This is a genomic window from Thermodesulfobacteriota bacterium (genome assembly GCA_034189135.1).
In the GTDB taxonomy this organism is placed as follows: Bacteria; Desulfobacterota; Desulfobacteria; order Desulfobacterales; family JAUWMJ01; genus JAUWMJ01.
In genome coordinates this window covers 1-18,059 of record JAXHVO010000089.1, presented here as the reverse complement: position 1 = coordinate 18,059, position 18,059 = coordinate 1, and the positions used below count along the sequence as shown (strand labels likewise).

Sequence of the window (18,059 nt, the reverse complement as noted above, 5' to 3'; positions counted from 1 at the left end):
CACCCGAGTTTTGCGAAACCGCTCACCCACTCAATCCGTTGTCAGGTTTAAAAAGACCTGTTCCAGATCGGCATTTGAAACCTGTGCTTCCTGTTGCAGGTCCTCAGTGGTTCCTTTGGCAATCAACCGCCCCTTGTGAATGACGCCGATACGGTCACATATGTCCTCTGCAATTTTTAAAGTATGGGTGGACATAAAAACGGTGACACCCTGTTTTGCCAGGTTTTGAAAAAGGTCTTTAACCATCATAATCGCAACAGGATCGAGTCCCACCATCGGCTCATCAACAATAATAACTTCAGGATCATGCAAAAGTGCAGCAGCCATGATAAGCCTCTGTTTCATTCCGTGGGAATAGGACTCGATGAGCTCGTTGGACCAATCAAGAAGTGAAAACATGTTAAGGTGTTGGCTGGCTTTTTTTAAAAAGACATCAGCGTCAACTCCGTATAAATCAGCCACGAATTTTAAAAATTCCATGCCGGTGAGTTTTTCATAAAGATACGGTCGATCCGGGATAAAACCGATTTTGCTTTTTGCCTTTTCAGGGTGCTTTTTCATGTCGATTCCGGCAATCATCACACTGCCACTGGTGGGCTCAAGTACGCCACCAATCATTTTTATGGTGGTTGTTTTGCCTGCTCCATTTGGACCGATAAAGCCAAATATTTCGCCTTTTTGGATTGAAAGATTCAAATGATCCACTGCAGGAAAATCAGCATAATTTTTAGTCAAGTCTTTAAGCTCTATCATTATCCAATCACCTTCAGTTTTATTTGGCCGATGATACCCATTAGATCAAGCTGTTTTAAAGAACCGGTGGTAAAGCGAATATGGGTGACATCGGCCGGAATCTGGCCAAAAGCCGAATCGGCAGTGATCCATCTACCAAGGTACAAAAGGTTCCATGCGTGGTAGTAAAACCTGCCATTTAAGTAAGCCAGACCCGTCTCAATCCGTGCTGGTATTCCGGAGGCCCTTGCCAGTGCCGCCAGAAGCACAGCATGTTCATTGCAATCCCCGACACGGTTCTCAAGAGTGGAAAGCGCATCAGGTACGGATAAAACCGGCCGCTTTTCAATATTTTTATAAACCCATTCAATCAGCTTTTTTGCCTTGTTAAGCGGCACGATTTCATCTTGTATGATCTTTTTCGCCTGATCTATAATGGTGCGATGATCAGACTGGATAAACGGCTCGGGTTGCATAAAAATCTTTTCCAGGGGTTCTAATTTATCGACCTCAAGAGCAGGTGGAAGACCCAACAATGATTCTTTTTTCACGGTAAGGATGTTATTTGTAAGGGTTTGTCTTTCCCCCTGCAAATTGACCTCATTATACTTTATACCGCTTATTTCCAGTTTAAGTTTTTGAAGTCCGCTAGCATCTTTGATCATCATGTTAGATGCAATTGAAGCCAGTTTGGTGAGGTCTTCTCCTGTTTCCACAGAAAGTTTGTCAAGCGCATCATTACGGGTTGTTTTTTCAAGATTGATACCTAAAAGCCCTTTTTCTTTCAGCACTTCACCATCTTCTCCAATCCAGGCAAACTGGGTGGCTCCTTTAAAATTCATTAGAAACTTGGTGGCTGCTTTCATGCTCCCCATGGCTTCAACATTTTCTTTCCCAACCACAGTGACCAAAACCGGCTCCTGACCCATCGTAGCGGGATCGAACACATCAAAGGTATATTTTTCCCCCGTCTTAATCCCTGCAATCCGGATCGCGTCCATAATTCCGGCCGCAATATAAGGCTTGTTTTTAAGCTGAATATTATAAGTCTTAAACGATCCTGAGCTTTGGGTGGTAATGTGAATCACATCACCTGAAACTGATCCATTGGCTGAGAAGTTGAAACGACCGGAACTGATTTTGAAATCAAAAGAAGAAAGACTTAAGTCATCATTTAGCACTCCATGGGTTTTAAGGTTGATATTCTGCACCATTCCCATGGTATTGATGCGCATAAAAACATTCTCCTGTAAAAGGTACCCGTTTTCCTTCTTAGTAAATATTTTATGAGAAAAACCGATTTTTTTATCCTTTTGAAAAATGTTCATCCAGGTGTCACTTGAAGGGAGTACAGACGGCGAGGAAATGGGTAAAGCTTGCGGAGCGGAAAAGATTTTGTCGAGCAAATCCATCCGCATGATCAACAGCACTGAAAAAACGAGAGCAAAAAAAGCACCCGCCATCCAGTATGATTTCATTTTATTTAAAGACATGGTATGTATGCTGGGAAGCTGGAAGGCCATAATGCTTGGAAGCTTTTTAGGGTTTGTTCAAAAACAATTCCAGTCATACCGGCATTGGAGCCTCCCAGCTTCTTTGCCTTTGTTCCTTTGGAGTTTAATTTATTTGACTCGCTTAAATACTGTACTATAATTGATAAATAAGCAAAAGTTAAGAAAAAAATCCACTAAAAGGAGGAAATGTTATGAAACGAAATTTAAAAATATCCGGATTTACATTGTTGTCTCTGGTCCTTTTTCTTACCATTAACGCAATCGCCCAGGAAACAGATTCCATAAAGGTCGAATCCGCTTCAGTCTGTGAAAATATTGTTGATCGTGAACCTGCGGATGTAAATACCAGTTTTTCGGTTACGGTGGGAAAACTTTTTTGTTTTACCAAAATTGTCGGTGCTGAAAATCCCATAGAGATTTCACATGTCTGGTACTTTGGTGATACCGAAAGAGCCCGTGTAATTTTGCCGGTAAAAGCAAATACCTGGCGTACTTACAGTTCAAAAGTTTTGCAGGCCCACGAGATCGGTGCATGGCATGTAGATGTGATTGACCCGGCAGGTGAAGTGTTGGAAACGGTTGAATTCGAAGTTGTCCAGTAGGTTAATTGCCTGCAAAGGTCCTACGTTCAAAAGAAAATTGACCGGGAAGTCTGGAGGAATAAAAATATTGACGATTTAACCAAAACGAGATTTGCTCATCATCTCATCCATGAGAATTTCCTGAATGATCATGGTTTTCAAGAGTGGATCTTCTACCCCGAAATGTTGTTTAATGCGTCGGACAAATGGTGGGACGATCAGGGCAAGCGAAATAAGCCTCACCAGGGATTGGATGTATGTTTATACCGGGATCGACTGGGCATGATTCACCGTCTTGGTGAAAAAACCAAGATCCCGGTAAGTTATGACGGAACGGTGGTGGGGATGTTCCATGATTTTATCGGCAAGTCGGTGATTATAGAACATGGCTTCACCGATAGCGATAACAATAGATTTTGTACTATTTACGGCCACACCAACCCACACCGGGGTCTTCATGTTGGCAGGATCGTAAAAGAAGGGGATATCATTGTATCGTTGGCTGACTGGAACAACTCAAAAGCCAAAACCCTTTCCCATTTGCACATCTCAGTGGGGTGGGCATCCAAATATATCTCATATGACACACTTGACTGGGAGACGATAGGCGATCCAAATACCTTTACTTTGATGGACCCCCTGTGCATTCTTGGCTCTCATTATCGAGTGTTGAAGCGCATGCCCTTTGCTCCTGAATTTCTATTTGATTGAGAGGTCGGGGAGTTTTTATCAATGGCCTTTTTTATGAACCGTTTGAGCTTTAATGATTGTTAGTGGTTCGTCCGGAGAAGCGCCCATTTGACCGCATCAGCCTTAACATTAATTTCGAGAAACCGGCGTTCGGCAGCTATCTCGATGAGATTCGATGTGAACCAGCCCCAAGGGACAGAACCCCACGGCAGCGTTGATCGTCTCTGCCTGTATGGATTTAACTGAGAAGATAGGGGGTGTGTACAGAGTGCTGGACGACTTATTTGTTAAGGCTGATACGGTCAAATGGGCGCTTCTCCGGACGAACTGAGTAGAGATTGAAAAACTCTCCGAACCCTCATTTGATTAACAATCCGGATTTTTCATCCAAAGGCAGGGTTGCTTTTTTTGCTAGTTTAAGAAGTTAAACCGTTTGACTATCTGCTTTCTCATGATGAATTGGTAAATAAAGACGCCAAAAAGACTGCCAAGCATATCTGCTAAAATATCAAAATATGAAAAATTTCGGTATGGAACAAAATACTGGTGAATTTCATCACTTATTCCATAAAGGCTTGATGACAGTACGCTGAGGATTATCAATGCATTGAGGTGTTTGCTAACTTGCAGGCTGCTATAGGCCCTAAAAAAGAGAGCGCCTAGAATTGCATAAGCAATAAAATGAAGCACCTTGTCTGAGTATGGAAGCTCAGGAACACTTTCAATAGGTGGGAAAGAGGACTGCAAAAAAATTAAAATGCAGTAAGTGATGAGAGGAAACCAGTATCGAAAAAATTTAATCAAATTAGGTAGTTGAATGATCACGAAACCTAAAAAGCCTGTTTTACCCTAAGTACGGAAAGATTTTTTTTGCACTTTCTGTTGTGTTTTGGTAACTGTTTAATTTTTAAAAATATCTAACATTAATTTTCGCTGATTGATGTGCTCAACGACTCTCTCTATAAAATCCTCATGAATCACTCCGTATTTGACACTGCCATCCTGGGTTCTCACCGACAATGTTTTTGATTCTTGTTCCTTTTTACCGATAGTGAGGATGAGCGGAATATTATTAAGCTGTGCATCCCTGATTTTTTTGTTCAGGCTTTCTGTGCGACTGTCCACATCAACTCGCAAACTTTCATTTTCAAGTAACATTCTTATCTCATCTGCGTAAGACACCAGTTTGTCATTTATGGGTAAAAGGATCGCCTGAACCGGTGATAGCCATAAAGGAAATTTTCCGGCAAAATGTTCGATCAATATTCCGAAGAATCTCTCCAGAGACCCGAAAATAGTTCGGTGTATCATGATCGGCCGATGCTTTTCATTGTCTTTGTCAATATAAGACAGGTCAAACCTTTCCGGCAATGACATGTCGAGTTGAATCGTGCCGCACTGCCAGGTTCGTCCCAGGGCATCTTTAATGTGAAGGTCGATCTTGGGGCCATAAAAGGCGCCATCTCCTTCATTAACAATATACTCTTGCCCATAGACGTCAAGGGCGGACCGCAACCCTTCAGTGGCAACCTCCCACTGTTCATCGGTTCCGATGGATTTTTCCGGACGTGTAGACAACTCAAGGTGAAAACCGAGTCCAAAGGTCCCGTAAATTTTTTCCGACAACGATAAAACCCCAATAATTTCATCCTGGATCTGATCAGGGGTCATGAATAGATGGGCATCATCTTGATGAAATGCTCGAACGCGGAACAGGCCAGAAAGTACACCGCTAAGTTCGTGCCGGTGTACCAGTCCGATTTCACCCGCTCTCATGGGCAGTTCCCGGTAAGAATGGGGGCGATTTCCGTAGATCAGCATACCCCCGGGACAGTTCATCGGTTTAATGGCATAATCGTAATCATCAACGACGGAAGTATACATATTCTCCCGGTAATTGTCCCAGTGGCCACTCTGTTTCCACAAACTGCGCTTCAGCATGATCGGGGTTTTTGTCTCCGAGTAGCCGGCGGCGGAATGCTCTTTGCGCCAGTAGTCAATCAGAATATTCCAGATCACCATCCCTTTAGAATGAATAAACGGCATACCCGGAGCTTCATCGTGGAAGCTGAACAGCTCCATGGCTTCTCCAATTTTACGATGGTTGCGTCTTTTTGCCTCCTCTCGAAAACGGATATATTCTTCCAGTTCTTTCTTGCTAAAAAACGCGGTGCCGTATATGCGCTGGAGCTGGGCTTTGGTTTGGTCCGCCCTCCAGTAGGCCCCGGAAACTTTCATGAGTTTAATCGCTTTGACAAATCCGGTATGGGGAAGATGGGGGCCGCGGCATAAATCAGTAAACTCACCCTGCTGGTAAAATGAAATGGTATTATCATCCAATTCAGAAATCATTTCGAGCTTGTAAGGCTCATCCTTATAAAATTCAAGCGCTTCGGCTTTGGAAACTTCCCTGCGTGTAATAGGAAATTTTCCCTTGATGATGTTTTTCATTTCCGCTTCGATCTCTGAGAAATTGTCTCTCGACACCGGCTGCATGTCTATATCGTAATAAAAACCATCCTCCACCGCGGGTCCGATGGTCAGCCTGGCGTCGGGATAAAGGCGCAAAATTGCCTGCGCCATGACATGGGCCGCACTGTGGCGCAGAATGTTAACTGCTTCAGGGTCTTTGGTGGTGATAAACCTGATTTTAGTGTCCCGGGCTATCTTTGTACTCAAATCAACCATTTCAGAATTTAATTCCATGGCAACGCAATTTCTTGCAAAACCCTCTGAAATGCTCTCTGCCACGTCCAGTCCTGTGGAGTTATTTTTAAAACTCTTTATATTGCCGTCAGGAAATGTTATGTTCATCATTATTTGCTCACCCGGTTTATAATTTTTCTTTGAATTTTAAATTGTTGCCAACTGTTTATACTTAGGAAAAATGACCCTTTTGGTCAAGATAAAAAATGAGTAAAAGTAATAATCGAAACTACCAGTTAATTGAAACTCTTGTAGAACTTAAAACGGTTGCCAGTCTTTTTCGGAAAGAAAAAACCATTGGCGTGGATCTGGAAGCCGATTCCATGTATCATTTTAAAGAGAAGGTGTGCCTGCTTCAAATGGCCACGCATGATATAAATGTGGTAATCGATCCGTTAAAAATTAGCGATTTGTCACCGCTTAGGCCGATTTTTCGAAATCGCGGCATCAAAAAAATATTTCACGGAGCTGACTATGACGTTCGCAGCCTTTACAGGGATTTTAACATTAGCATAAATAACCTGTTTGATACACAGTTTGCGTGTATGTTTCTCGGTTTCAAAGAAACCGGGCTTGAAGCGGTTGTAAAAAAATGTTTCAAGGTTAGACTGGACAAAAAATATCAGAGAAAAGACTGGTCCAAAAGGCCATTATCCACAGATATGATGACATATGCGGCAAAAGATACGCTCTATCTTCTTCCCCTGGCGGAACTCCTTGAAAAAAAACTAAAAGAATTGAAACGACTTTCCTGGGTAAATGAAGAATGCCTTTACTTGAGCAAAGTTCGGCATGATGGGGCCAACCAGGCGCCCCTTTATCTTAAATTTAAAGGTGCCGGTAGACTCGATTCAAGAAGTCTGGGAACTCTTGAATCCCTTCTTCAGTATCGAAAGAAAATCGCCAGAAAAGAAGACCGCCCGCTTTTTAAAATCTTAGGAAACCATTCGCTCATGAAACTGGCAACCACAAAACCGGTTAATTTAAGCATAATGAAAAAGACAAACGCACTTAGCCCAAGACAGATCAGAATACATGGGGATGCTATCCTGGATTTGATAAACAACACGTTGAAAGTGCCCAGAGAGTCTCTCCCGGTTTATCCGCGCAAAAAGCCTTCACCGCTTCCTCCACAACTTCCCCAAAGAGTCAAAGCGATTAAATCGTATCGAGATACTATTGCCAGAAAACTGAAAATAGATCCGGCACTAGTTTTAAATAAGGCGCTGTTAACCTCTATTGCCTTGCAAAATCCGAAGAACAGGAAGTCCCTCGAAGCTATACCGGGAATGAAAAACTGGCAGAAAAACGAGTTCGGAGAAAAAATTATTTCCCTATTGCAGATGTAGAATATTTGACAACTCGTCTCATTTTATTATAAATAATTGAAGGATCGGGGAGTTTTTCATAATGGCCCTTTTTGTGAACCATTTGCGCTTTAATGATTGTTAGAGGCTCGTCCAGGGAAGCGACCCTATGCCGGTACAAGCCTTAACCAATGAGTATAGCGCTTTGTACACGCCCCCTATCTTTTGCGTTAAACCGATACAGGCAGTGATGATCATTGCCGCCGTGGGAATCTGTTTGATGGGGCTGGTTCAAATCCTATCTCAGCGAGATAGCTGCCGTACGTCAATTTCTCGGTAATATTGTTAAGGCTTGTACCGGCATAGGGTCGCTTCCCCGGACGAACTGAGTAGAGATAGAAAAACGTCCCGACCCCTTAAAAAATTAAGCAGCCGTTTACAGTTGCCGATGTTACAGTTTACAGTTGAAAAAAGATAAAAAGCATAAAACAATAATAAGTTTTTAAAAATTCAACAATTGAGGTCCATATCCAAAATGCTTTAATCGCTGAATCGTTCATGGGAAAAACCGTCAACTGTGAACGGTGACAGAGCATGAAGCCCAAAGATCTAATTTCAGCGTTCGGTGAACGTTTACCAGATAATTGAGGTATGACAGGCAAATGACTGATTCGAGTAAAACAGATAACCAGCCGAATGTTTCCATTATAACGACCCGCCTGGTTGATTTAATATTAAAAATGAGCGTCAAAGAGCGCCAAACGCTTCTTAACCAACTGGAAGAAAAATTTAAAAAAGGAAACAGAAAATTTTCCAGGAAAGATTATAAAAAAGAAGTTGATTTTGTTTTAAATAAGCGAATATTTAAAGGTTTCATTCAAAACCTAAGTGCAAGTGGTATGTTTATAGAAACCAGCGAATCTTTTTCCGAGGGACAAATAATTACTTTGACTTTTGAACTTCCGGAACCAGGTGAGCATGTCAAGGTTTCCGGAAAAATTGTTCGGCTTATTCCGGAGATCGGTTTTGGCGTTAAGTTCAACAAAGTCATTGAAGTTTCCCCCCAAAAAACTAAAAAAGAAGAAAAACGGCTTTACTGGTAATGGAGGAGTTATGAGTTCAATTTCTGATCTTGAAAAACTAAAAATTCTTTTGTCTCATTGGGTAAATCATAACGGTGACCATGTACAGGAATATAAAGATTGGGCTGAGCGTGCTGAAAGTCTTGGATCTAAAGAGGCGGGTTTAAAAATAAATGCAGCCATTGAAGAAATGTCTGTAGTCAATGACCATCTAACCCAAGCCCTTGAATTGCTCGGAGGACATTTAGAACATCATCATCACCACAATCACGATCATTCACATCACCATCACTGAGTGTGTCCCACTTTGTATAAGCATTACTGTTTCGCGGCCTTTTTTTGCAGTAAGGCAAGAACGTCTTTATATCTATTATCATCGGGTTTGAGTTTATGGGCAATTTGAACGTCTTTAAGTGCCTTTTTTATTTTCTTTTTTTCGATCCAGGCACACCCGCGATTGTAGTAGGCCAGATCATTTTTTTTATCAAGTTTTAAAATCCTAGTAAAATCGTTCACCGCCTTGTCCGGTTGACCTTTTATAATCCATATACAGCCCCGGTTGTTCAGCGCGTCTATACGGTTAGGATTAATATTGAGCGCTTGATTAAAATTTTCTAATGCACGATTATAGTATCCCCTTTTCCCCCAGACAAATCCTCTGTTACTATAACAAACTGAATTTTCAGGGTCGATCTCTAACGCTTTACTGAAATCATCAATGGCTTTGATAAATAATTCTTTTTTTGCGTATGCGGTTCCCCGGTTTATATATGCGGTTTTATTATTGGGAAACAACTCAATTGCTTTGCCATAATAAATAATGGCGTATTCATAATTCCCGTCAAAATAAAGGATGTTCCCTTTTTGTATTCGAAGCCCGGCATTCAACCGTTTGGAAGATAACCTGTCTTTAAAGGCATCAATATAGCTTATCCCGTCAGGAAAGGCTTTTTTCACTACCGTGGCACTTTCGGTTTTTGCATATTGGGATGAAAAAACGGTTTCTTTGCCACGAATGCGGCCATTTCTCCATATTCCCTCATAGGTGGTCCCATCGGTAAAAATCCTTTTCCCCGGGCCATGCCGCATGTCGTCTCTGAATTCTCCGGCAAATTTCATGCCTTGGGGGAAAGTCATATATCCATATCCATGTCTTACATTTCTACTGACTTTTCCCGTATATACAGCTCGATCAGGATAGGTGATCACTCCCTCCCCATGCATTTTGTCCTTAAACCACGGACCATTATAACCCGATTTGTCGGGAAAGGAGATTTTACCATATCCATGCATCCAACCCTTTTGAAATTCACCCGTATATATGGTTTTATCAGGAAGAATCAGCGTTCCCCGGCCATTGATACATTCGCCATTGATACATTTTGAAAATCTGCCTAAAGGATAGTAACTGATTTTCATCAGCTTTGCTATATTCAGTTCAGCATATCTTTTTATTTTTTCATTATCGGTCTCATGTGCCACTTTTTTTAAGGTAGGTAAGAATCGCACATCTTCCGAAGTCCCAAGAATATTGCAAAGCCACGATATGGCATCCACATGGTTGATTGCGTTTGAGCGCTTTTTAACTTTCGTCAGAAGCCTTTTATTGGCTGCCTTTACCAACCCTTCATTGCCCGCATAAGATTTACAGATGGCTTTTGACGCCCGTATTATATCCGTGTCTTTGACCGATCGTAACATATTGATATATTTTTTTTTGCTTTTTTCCGGCAGGGTATCCGGGCGATACAAAGCTAAACGCTTCTTATTTAAGGCCACGGGCCCGGTAATTTTTGTTATCGGTTGATATTCCCCGAAGCGCAAAGCTTTTTTTGCATCCCTTTCAACCTCCTTTGAAATATTTGCATACTCGATAGAAAGAATCTCGTTGTATTTTGCAACCATTTTATGGCTGCTTAAGATGCTGACATGATCTTCGTCAAAACCGCAGGTAAGAAGTGCCTCTGCTTTTGCTTTTGGATCAAGCTGGCTTTTTAGGGATATGATACCATCGTCAAAATCCTTAGAGATTCTGCTATCCCCGGCATATCCAAAAAAAAGATAAAACCGAATGTTAGGCGGCATTTTTTTTATAAAAAGATTTTTTAAGAATTGGCTGCCCGTGGCAACATCTTCCCAGCAGGAAATGTGGGCCGGGCTGTAATCCACCCCAAGCCGGGATACTTTATTGCCTCCGTAAGGGGTGGAAAGTGAGATGTATAACTTTAAGAAATCAAACCTTTTTTGACTGTCATATCTATTTATCAAGGATCGTGATACCAAGCCTCCCATGCTGTGTGCGGTTATGTAGAGCACTTTAAATTTATATTTATTATGAAGCACTTCGATTTTTTTATAAAGGATATCAGATATCTTTTCTATCTTCAGTCCGGATGGATAATAAAAGAACCAGGGTTGATATATATCCCGGTTAATATTTTTTACCAAATATTTGAAATCCCTCGGGGAGCCTCCAGCGCCATGAATATACAGGATCGGTATTTTTGCTTTGTCATAATGTTCAAGAGAATATATATGAATACCTGCTTTCATAATAAATTTGGCAGGTGACCACAGGCCCATGGAACTGTATTTTTTTGCAAAGACTTTATCATCAAGATCTATTATTCCTTCATTTTCAAGACCGAGATTTTTTTTATGCTTATATGCGGATGCTTTTATTGAAATGGGAAAATCAATGGATTGGTCTGTTTTTTCCGATACAACAATATCAAGACCGCTCATCACCTGCTCCGATTTAATCGATGCGGTGTCCGGCATTCCATACCAGCCGGCAAAATCATCGCGGTCATAGATGAAATTTTCGTCAAAATCTATGAAAGCGGCAATATTATACTTTCCCTGGGTCACATGCAGCGTATACGGTCCAGGTTCCTTGAGCAAAATGGAGTCAGCGACTTTTATGATTTGAGCCTTTTGTTTAGCAGAGTATTGTTTTGAAAAAGCAACCACCAAAACAGGTCTGGACGTCCGCCCCGTTTTTTTAATTTCCCCCATTAGAATACACGTTTTTTTAGGCGAGTCATCCAGGTATTGCTGTTCCACCAGTCCCAGATAATTGCACCCCACAAAAAGCGCCATCAGATGGCAGATAAATGATATTTTAACAAATAATTTCAGTATACTCATTTGACACACCTCATGGGTTTTATCAGCTTTCGAATTTTACCTGTTTCTACGGTTTCTAAAAATTCGTGTCCCAGGCGCTCACTAATTTTAATCACCGTTTTCCAGCATTCAATTCGTTCTGCATCGCGCCCTTTAAAATGGATGAAATCATTTCTGTCAGGTATTTTTTTTCGGGGCAGACGGTCAATAAATTTTTCTGATGGCGCTATGAGTAATACGTGATCCATATTTAATGGTTTCCGCCAGAACAGTTTTTTATCAAACCATCCTGGAATAATACGGTCTGTAAAGTGCGGGTAAAGGACTATCCCTTCATCTCCACCCAGAAAAGGAATGTCCATATGATAATCGATAACCCCACCATCCCTGTAAGTGCCCTTCGGTGCATGGGAAATATTATCCACACCGGACATAATCAAAGGTATTGAACCGGAGGCCAACAGGGCCTTTTTAATATTATATGTATGGAGAGGAATTTTTTTGATGGGAAAACCGTCCATTTCCCAAAAAGGGGGAAGGCTTCTCTCATCATAAAAGAGAGCCCTTTCAAAAAAGAATCTTAGGCTGTTTCTGCTGAATGCGTTTAAAAAGGCCGAAGCCAGTAATCCGAATGTCAAAAACAGCTTTTTATCGCTGGAAACAACCCATTTTGACCGAACTGCCATTATGTTAAGCCGCATATAGGGATGCTGCAAAATTTCCCTGATCTTGGTATCGTCAATATAGCGGTTCATGATGCGAACGGTTTCGCGGGTGACTTCTTCAGGCCCAGGATTTGAACTGTAATGCTGGCCAAGGTATTCCGATTGAAACCGATCGATCGCTTGGCGATGATTGTTTTGCGAAGCTGCTGCAAATCTCCAGGCGCCGATGGAAGAACCAAGCAGGAAAAGAGGTTTTTTACGGTTTTTTATCCAGGAAGAAAAAATGACCCGATCAAGATGATTGAGTACCAGCCATTTAGGCCCGCCGGCTGCGCCGGTGATCACTTTTATCATTTCCGGCTTAAGGCCTTCTTCCCTTATTTTTAAAAATGCTTTTTTCCCGGCAAGGAACACCAAGTTTTTGGTTGAAGAATACAAAATTAGAAGTCCTTTTAAATTGGCTAATTGTATACATTTTAGAAATGAAAAGAAATCGAGTCAATTAAAAACGAATATTTGTTCTTTTTTCTTGACTCTTTTTTTATCCAAGGCTTTACATCGGTTTGAAAAATATTAGATTTTGATGAAACCGATTGATATAAAGGAGGTCGTGATATGAGTGACACTTACGAAAGATTAAGACAGCGTCTTGACGATCTGGCCACTGGTTATCCAGCTACCAAAACAAAGATTGAAATCAAGATACTCCAAAGGCTGTTCAGTAAAAAGGATGCCGAATTGTTTTTAGGGCTTTTACCTCTCCTGGAAACACCGGATGATGCGGCTGCAAGGCTGGGGTTGGATCCCGCCGACTTAGCGAAACAAATGGAGCAAATGGCCGGAAAAGGGTTACTGTTTCGTCAGGTAAAAAATGGTGGAGTTCGATATGCTGCCATACCTTTTGTGGTCGGTTTATATGAGTTTCAGCTTAATTCGGTGGATCAACAAATGGCTCGTGATCTGGATGAATACTACGAAACGGCGCTGGGTAGTACTTTACAATCATTCAAAACGCCTGTGATGCGAACGGTTCCTATCAATCGGGAACTGGTAGCAAAATGGCCGGTGGCACCTTATGAGGATGTGCTTGAAATTATTGATAGCCAGGAGATCATTGCAGTTGCGCCGTGTATTTGCCGTAAAACTGCCAGGCTTGCCGGCAAGGGATGTGATAAACCACTTGAGGCCTGTTTTTTATTCGGTTCCCACGGTCGATACTACGTGGATAACGGTATGGGACGATATATCAACAAGGAGGAGGCTAAAAAAATAGTCAGGGAGAATGAAAAGGCCGGCCTGGTCATGCAGCCATTTAACTCTCAGAAGGTTGGCGGTATGTGTAGTTGCTGCGGTGACTGTTGCGGGATGCTCAGGTCTTTGAAAAAGCAGCCTGTACCCTCTGCGGCTGTCCAGAGCAACTATTTTGCACAGGTGAATGATGAAGAATGTACAGGATGTGAAACTTGCATCGATCGCTGCCAGATGGAAGCCATCGATATGGCAGACGATATCGCAGCCGTTAATCTTGACCGGTGTATCGGCTGCGGCCTGTGTGTCACCACCTGTCCTGCCGAAGCCATGCAGCTGGTTAAAAAATCGGATGCCCAGCAGTATCTGCCTCCCAAAACCGGTATGGAAACCTACATCCGGATTGCTCAGGAACGGGGAAAAATTTAATCTCATCCATGTTGGGGCTGATTTTTATCCGCACATGAGGCCAGAGGTGTTTTGTGACTTTTTTGTAGTCCTCCAAAAACATAGAATATTGAATATCGAACAAGGAACCGCAGAATTACGAAGGGGGAGCACCTCCACATTCGATATTTTTTGTTCGATATTCTGCGGTTCACAAAAAGTACATATAAAACAAATAGTTGCTATTCTCACGGTGTTAAGTGTATCCAAAAGTCAGCTTAAAGGTGTAAGGGGAATTTTAGACTTTTTCCCAATCCATCAACTTTAAAGGAAAGGAAACAAAAAGATGAAAGACGAAAGGGGTTTTTATTATTACCCTAACCTGCAAAATAAAAAAGTTCGCACCTATGTGCGCAAAATAAAAGGGGAAGTTTTTTTCAGACTGTTAAATTCAGATGATCCGGGGCTCTGGGAAGAACATGGCTGGCTGCCTTACGAAGCCATTAAACAGGCGGCTGCTTTAAACAAGAATAAAGATTTCGATTCGAAACAGGTCTACGATATAAACATGGCAAAAGTGCTTTTAGATGAGGAAGAGTGAATATTCTCCTTAAAAATAATTTAAGACTTTCTGCTGTTCCACCGGAACTGATGGCCATACTGACCCAACGGCTGGAATTTACTAATCCAAAATGGATAGAAAACGCCAGGATGAGTCGGTGGAACAGAGGCACGCCCAAAACACTTAAGTTTTACCATAAAGTAGGTGGCAACGGCCTATGGATTCCTCGGGGATATTTACGGCAGCTTATTCTCCTTTGCCGGCGTCACCGGGTGAATTACCGGATTGAAGATAAAAGACGAATGTTGAAAAAAGTCGCCTTTTCATTTACCGGCAGGCTAAAGCCCTTTCAACAAAAGGCGGTTGACCGGATGATATCTAAAGAATTCGGAACGTTGAGCTCTCCCACCGGCTCAGGGAAAACCATCATGGCTTTGCATATCATTTCAGAGCGTAAACAGCCGGCCCTGATTGTGGTCCATACCAGAGAATTGGCTGTTCAATGGACTGAGAAGATTGAGACGTTTTTACAAATTCCAGCCACAGAGGTAGGTGTTATTGGTGGAGGGAAAAAGATGATAGGAAAAAAAATCACGGTGGCCCTGGTCCAGTCTCTCTATAAATGTGCTTCCGAAGTGTCGCAGCATATTGGAAGCCTTGTGGTCGACGAGTGCCATAGAACTCCAAGTCGTACCTTTACAGAAGCCGTAAGCGAATTTGATTCAAAATATATGCTTGGTTTAAGTGCCACCCCTTATAGAAGGGACAATCTTGCCAAATTGATATTCTGGCATTTGGGGGATATTCATTACGAGGTTGATAAAAAACGTCTGATTGAAACCGGCGATGTTATGCCTGTTAGGGTAATTACACGGGAAACCGATTTTAAACCCTATTTTGATCCGGTCAATCAGTACAGCAAAATGCTCTTGGAACTTACCATGAACGATAAAAGAAACCATCTTATCGCAGCAGATGTGGCCAAGGAAACGCAACAGGAACGGGGCGTTTGCCTGGTGCTGTCAGACCGGAAAAAGCACTGTGAAACCCTTCAATCGCTGCTTAGGTACAAATACAAAATATCATCCGAACTTCTGACAGGAAGTGTAAGTGCAGGGCATCGGCAAAAAGCGCTTGCCCGATTGAATAAGGGAAAAGTTAAGGTTTTGATCGCTACAGGTCAACTTATAGGAGAAGGTTTCGACTGCAAGGATCTGTCGACACTATTTCTGGCAACACCGATACGGTTTAGTGGAAGAGTGGTTCAATATCTTGGAAGAATACTCCGTCCGGCACCAGGTAAAGCAAAAGCCCGGCTTTTTGATTATGTAGATATTCATGTGGATACGTTAAAGAATGCGGCAAGGGCAAGGCAGAAGGTATATAATGCCTGAAGCGAAGAATTTTCTTGGAAAGACACGGGCAGAAAGTCACGGAGGCAAAAGTGAAAAATAGAAAAGCCTGAGAAATCCAAAATTAGTAACAATCAATGAGAATAGCAACACACAATTTTTTCATTCTTTCACATTGATCCTTCTGCCTTCTGTTTTGGTGCCTTTTCCCCCAGTTCCTTTTTGATGGCGATTCCAATTTTTTCCAGCATATATGGCTTGTTTACATATGCGCCTGCGCCAAGTTTTTGAGCCTCTTTTACTCTGTCTGTTTCAGAAAATCCGCTGGTGATAATAGCCTTTTGTCCGGGGTGTAATTTAAGAATTCTTCTATACGTTTCAAGTCCATCAATTCCGGGATCCATAATCATATCGAGTACCACCAGATCTGAAGAATTATTTTTCATGTAATCGACGGCTTCTTCACCACTCGCTACGGTCGTCACCGAATAACCCAGTTTTTTAAGCAATCCCTCGGCAACATCCCTTTGCTCTTCCATATCATCAACAACCAGAATGGACTCTCCATTACCCATATAATCCCGCATGAATAATCTGGTGGTATCTTTTTCTAGTTCCTGTCTGGTAACGGGAAAATAAAGTGTAAATTCGGTTCCTTTCCCTTCGGTACTTTCTACATCTATATATCCCTTATGGTCTTTGACCGTTCCCCAAACAATAGCCATTCCAAGTCCGGTTCCGCTGTGGCCCATCACTTTTTTAGTGTAAAAAGGCTCGAATATTCTTTCCAAATCTTCCGGTGATATCCCGGTGCCATTATCTGAAACGGTTAAAACCACATAGTCATTTTCTTCTACATCATCGTAACTTCCCACCGGCATGTCTATATAGCGGTTTTGGGTGGTGATGTTAATTTTTCCTCCTTCGGGGAGTGCTTCGGCTGCATTTGTGACAAGGTTCATAATGATTTTAGAAAGATGAACCGGAGAGCCTAAAATTTCAAGCAAATTGGAGTCAAAACAGGTGCTAACTTCAACCTCAGGATGGTATGATTTAAGTTTATTATATTCCGGGCTGTTCAAGTATTCAGAAATTATTTCATTTAAATTCAATACGTTGGTAACCGCTACCCCTCTTCTTGTCATGGTCAGCAAATCCTGGACCATGGTTGACGCTCTTTCACCCGATTTTTGTATGGTCAGGATGGTACTTCTTAAAGGGCTGTCTTCAGGAATGTCCATCAACAGTAAATCCGGGTAGCTCACAAGACCTGAAAGGATATTGTTAAGATCGTGGGCAATGCCTCCCGCAAGGGTTCCGATTGCTTCCATCTTTCGGGCGTGTGATAGTTTTCTTTCGGCAAGAATAAGTTCTTTGGTCTTCTTCTCGATTTTCTTTTCAAGAATTGAATTCTGGTTAAGAATTATTTTATATAACTGATTGTTTTCCATCGCATTGGCGGTATTCATTAAAATGATAGACAGGAGGGCTTTAGAATAATCGGCAACCACAGGCTTTTTAGCCGGTAATAATCCGACAAACATGCCGCGGATCCGGGAAGGTGTAGAAATTACATGCAATACGAATTGTCTCGTCTTGTCTTTTGATGAAAGGGTAATCCCCCTTCTCTCTCTAAGCGCCCATGAAAAAAGGCCCTCGTCAATCATAAACTCTATTTCGTTTTTAACATATTGTTCAAACGGATCGGTATCATATACGGCAGGGATAAAATCTGAGTGATCCTCTTCATTAATACGATATAAAACACATGTGTCAAAGGGTATAATTTTTTTGATCCGTTTTTCGGTTGCCAGTAAAATCTGTTTTACATCTTTTTTTCCGTTGATGCTCTCTAAAAAGTCCCCCATGGAAAGTGCCATCTCTAGAGCATTCTGCACAAAACGCCTGTTTTTTTCCAGGTATGCGATGCGTTCTTCAAGTTTTTTTTGCGTTTTATTTTCTAGAGCGTTCATATTACTTTCAACTAATTAGTGCCTGAACGAAAAGTCATGGTTTTACGAGCCAGCCGGTTGGTTATGTTCGTTCATTAAATTACTACCGTTCAAAATGATGGCAGCCAGTAGTAAATCAAATCTTGGCTACC

Annotated in this window: 15 protein-coding genes; 8 read left to right on the top strand and 7 right to left on the bottom strand. The window is 41.8% G+C overall.

Going from position 1 to position 18,059, the window contains the following annotated elements:
* Window positions 1-30: 30 nt before the first annotated feature.
* Together SWH54_13635 and SWH54_13630 are read right to left on the bottom strand one after the other, a co-directional pair.
* Window positions 31-753 carry an ABC transporter ATP-binding protein gene (locus SWH54_13635; GenBank protein ID MDY6792297.1) on the bottom strand — a complete coding sequence of 241 codons (723 nt, stop codon included), beginning with the start codon at window positions 751-753 and terminating at the stop codon, window positions 31-33.
* Entirely contained in the window at window positions 753-2,225 is a 1,473-nt protein-coding gene (locus tag SWH54_13630; GenBank protein ID MDY6792296.1) for a transglutaminase-like domain-containing protein, read from the bottom strand. The genes SWH54_13635 and SWH54_13630 overlap by 1 nt, the downstream gene beginning before the upstream one ends.
* A 212-nt stretch (window positions 2,226-2,437) precedes the next feature.
* Here SWH54_13630 and SWH54_13625 point away from each other — a divergent pair, with 212 nt between their 5' ends.
* The gene (locus SWH54_13625; protein ID MDY6792295.1) at window positions 2,438-2,848 is read left to right on the top strand and encodes a DUF2914 domain-containing protein; all 411 of its coding nucleotides are present in this window, start codon (window positions 2,438-2,440) and stop codon (window positions 2,846-2,848) included.
* A gap of 162 nt (window positions 2,849-3,010) precedes the next feature.
* Window positions 3,011-3,538, top strand: coding sequence for a peptidoglycan DD-metalloendopeptidase family protein (locus SWH54_13620; GenBank protein MDY6792294.1), 528 nt, complete (start codon window positions 3,011-3,013; stop codon window positions 3,536-3,538).
* A gap of 390 nt (window positions 3,539-3,928) precedes the next feature.
* Here SWH54_13620 and SWH54_13615 read toward each other — a convergent pair whose 3' ends face one another.
* Together SWH54_13615 and thrS are read right to left on the bottom strand one after the other, a co-directional pair.
* On the bottom strand, window positions 3,929-4,342 hold the full coding sequence (locus SWH54_13615) for a VanZ family protein (GenBank protein MDY6792293.1): 414 nt from the start codon (window positions 4,340-4,342) through the stop codon (window positions 3,929-3,931).
* A 75-nt stretch (window positions 4,343-4,417) separates the two neighbouring features.
* Window positions 4,418-6,334 (bottom strand): threonine--tRNA ligase, encoded by a 1,917-nt coding sequence (gene thrS, locus SWH54_13610; protein MDY6792292.1) that lies wholly within the window; start codon window positions 6,332-6,334, stop codon window positions 4,418-4,420.
* A 95-nt stretch (window positions 6,335-6,429) separates the two neighbouring features.
* Between thrS and SWH54_13605 the strand changes: the two genes are divergently transcribed.
* The 3 genes from SWH54_13605 to SWH54_13595 all read left to right on the top strand — a co-directional run bounded on the left by SWH54_13605 (window position 6,430) and on the right by SWH54_13595 (window position 8,907).
* On the top strand, window positions 6,430-7,572 hold the full coding sequence (locus SWH54_13605; protein MDY6792291.1) for an HRDC domain-containing protein: 1,143 nt from the start codon (window positions 6,430-6,432) through the stop codon (window positions 7,570-7,572).
* Between the two features lie 620 nt (window positions 7,573-8,192).
* Entirely contained in the window at window positions 8,193-8,633 is a 441-nt protein-coding gene (locus SWH54_13600; GenBank protein MDY6792290.1) for a PilZ domain-containing protein, read from the top strand.
* Between the two features lie 10 nt (window positions 8,634-8,643).
* Window positions 8,644-8,907 carry a hypothetical protein gene (locus tag SWH54_13595; GenBank protein ID MDY6792289.1) on the top strand — a complete coding sequence of 88 codons (264 nt, stop codon included), beginning with the start codon at window positions 8,644-8,646 and terminating at the stop codon, window positions 8,905-8,907.
* A gap of 23 nt (window positions 8,908-8,930) precedes the next feature.
* Here the strand turns inward: SWH54_13595 and SWH54_13590 are convergent, their stop codons facing one another.
* Together SWH54_13590 and SWH54_13585 are read right to left on the bottom strand one after the other, a co-directional pair.
* Window positions 8,931-11,762: an alpha/beta hydrolase gene (locus tag SWH54_13590; GenBank protein ID MDY6792288.1), complete on the bottom strand. Its 2,832-nt coding sequence runs from the start codon at window positions 11,760-11,762 to the stop codon at window positions 8,931-8,933.
* On the bottom strand, window positions 11,759-12,844 hold the full coding sequence (locus SWH54_13585) for a patatin-like phospholipase family protein (GenBank protein ID MDY6792287.1): 1,086 nt from the start codon (window positions 12,842-12,844) through the stop codon (window positions 11,759-11,761). Before SWH54_13585 ends, SWH54_13590 begins: the two co-directional genes overlap by 4 nt.
* A gap of 177 nt (window positions 12,845-13,021) precedes the next feature.
* Here SWH54_13585 and SWH54_13580 point away from each other — a divergent pair, with 177 nt between their 5' ends.
* The 3 genes from SWH54_13580 (at window position 13,022) to SWH54_13570 (ending at window position 15,997) form a co-directional block, all read left to right on the top strand.
* Window positions 13,022-14,083, top strand: coding sequence for a 4Fe-4S binding protein (locus SWH54_13580; GenBank protein MDY6792286.1), 1,062 nt, complete (start codon window positions 13,022-13,024; stop codon window positions 14,081-14,083).
* A gap of 304 nt (window positions 14,084-14,387) precedes the next feature.
* On the top strand, window positions 14,388-14,642 hold the full coding sequence (locus tag SWH54_13575) for a hypothetical protein (GenBank protein ID MDY6792285.1): 255 nt from the start codon (window positions 14,388-14,390) through the stop codon (window positions 14,640-14,642).
* Complete coding sequence (locus tag SWH54_13570; GenBank protein MDY6792284.1) at window positions 14,639-15,997, top strand: DEAD/DEAH box helicase; 1,359 nt, start codon at window positions 14,639-14,641, stop codon at window positions 15,995-15,997. The genes SWH54_13575 and SWH54_13570 overlap by 4 nt, the downstream gene beginning before the upstream one ends.
* A 128-nt stretch (window positions 15,998-16,125) precedes the next feature.
* Here the strand turns inward: SWH54_13570 and SWH54_13565 are convergent, their stop codons facing one another.
* A complete protein-coding gene (locus SWH54_13565; GenBank protein MDY6792283.1) occupies window positions 16,126-17,928 on the bottom strand; it encodes an ATP-binding protein in 1,803 nt (600 codons plus the stop codon).
* Between the last annotated feature and the right edge of the window lie 131 nt (window positions 17,929-18,059).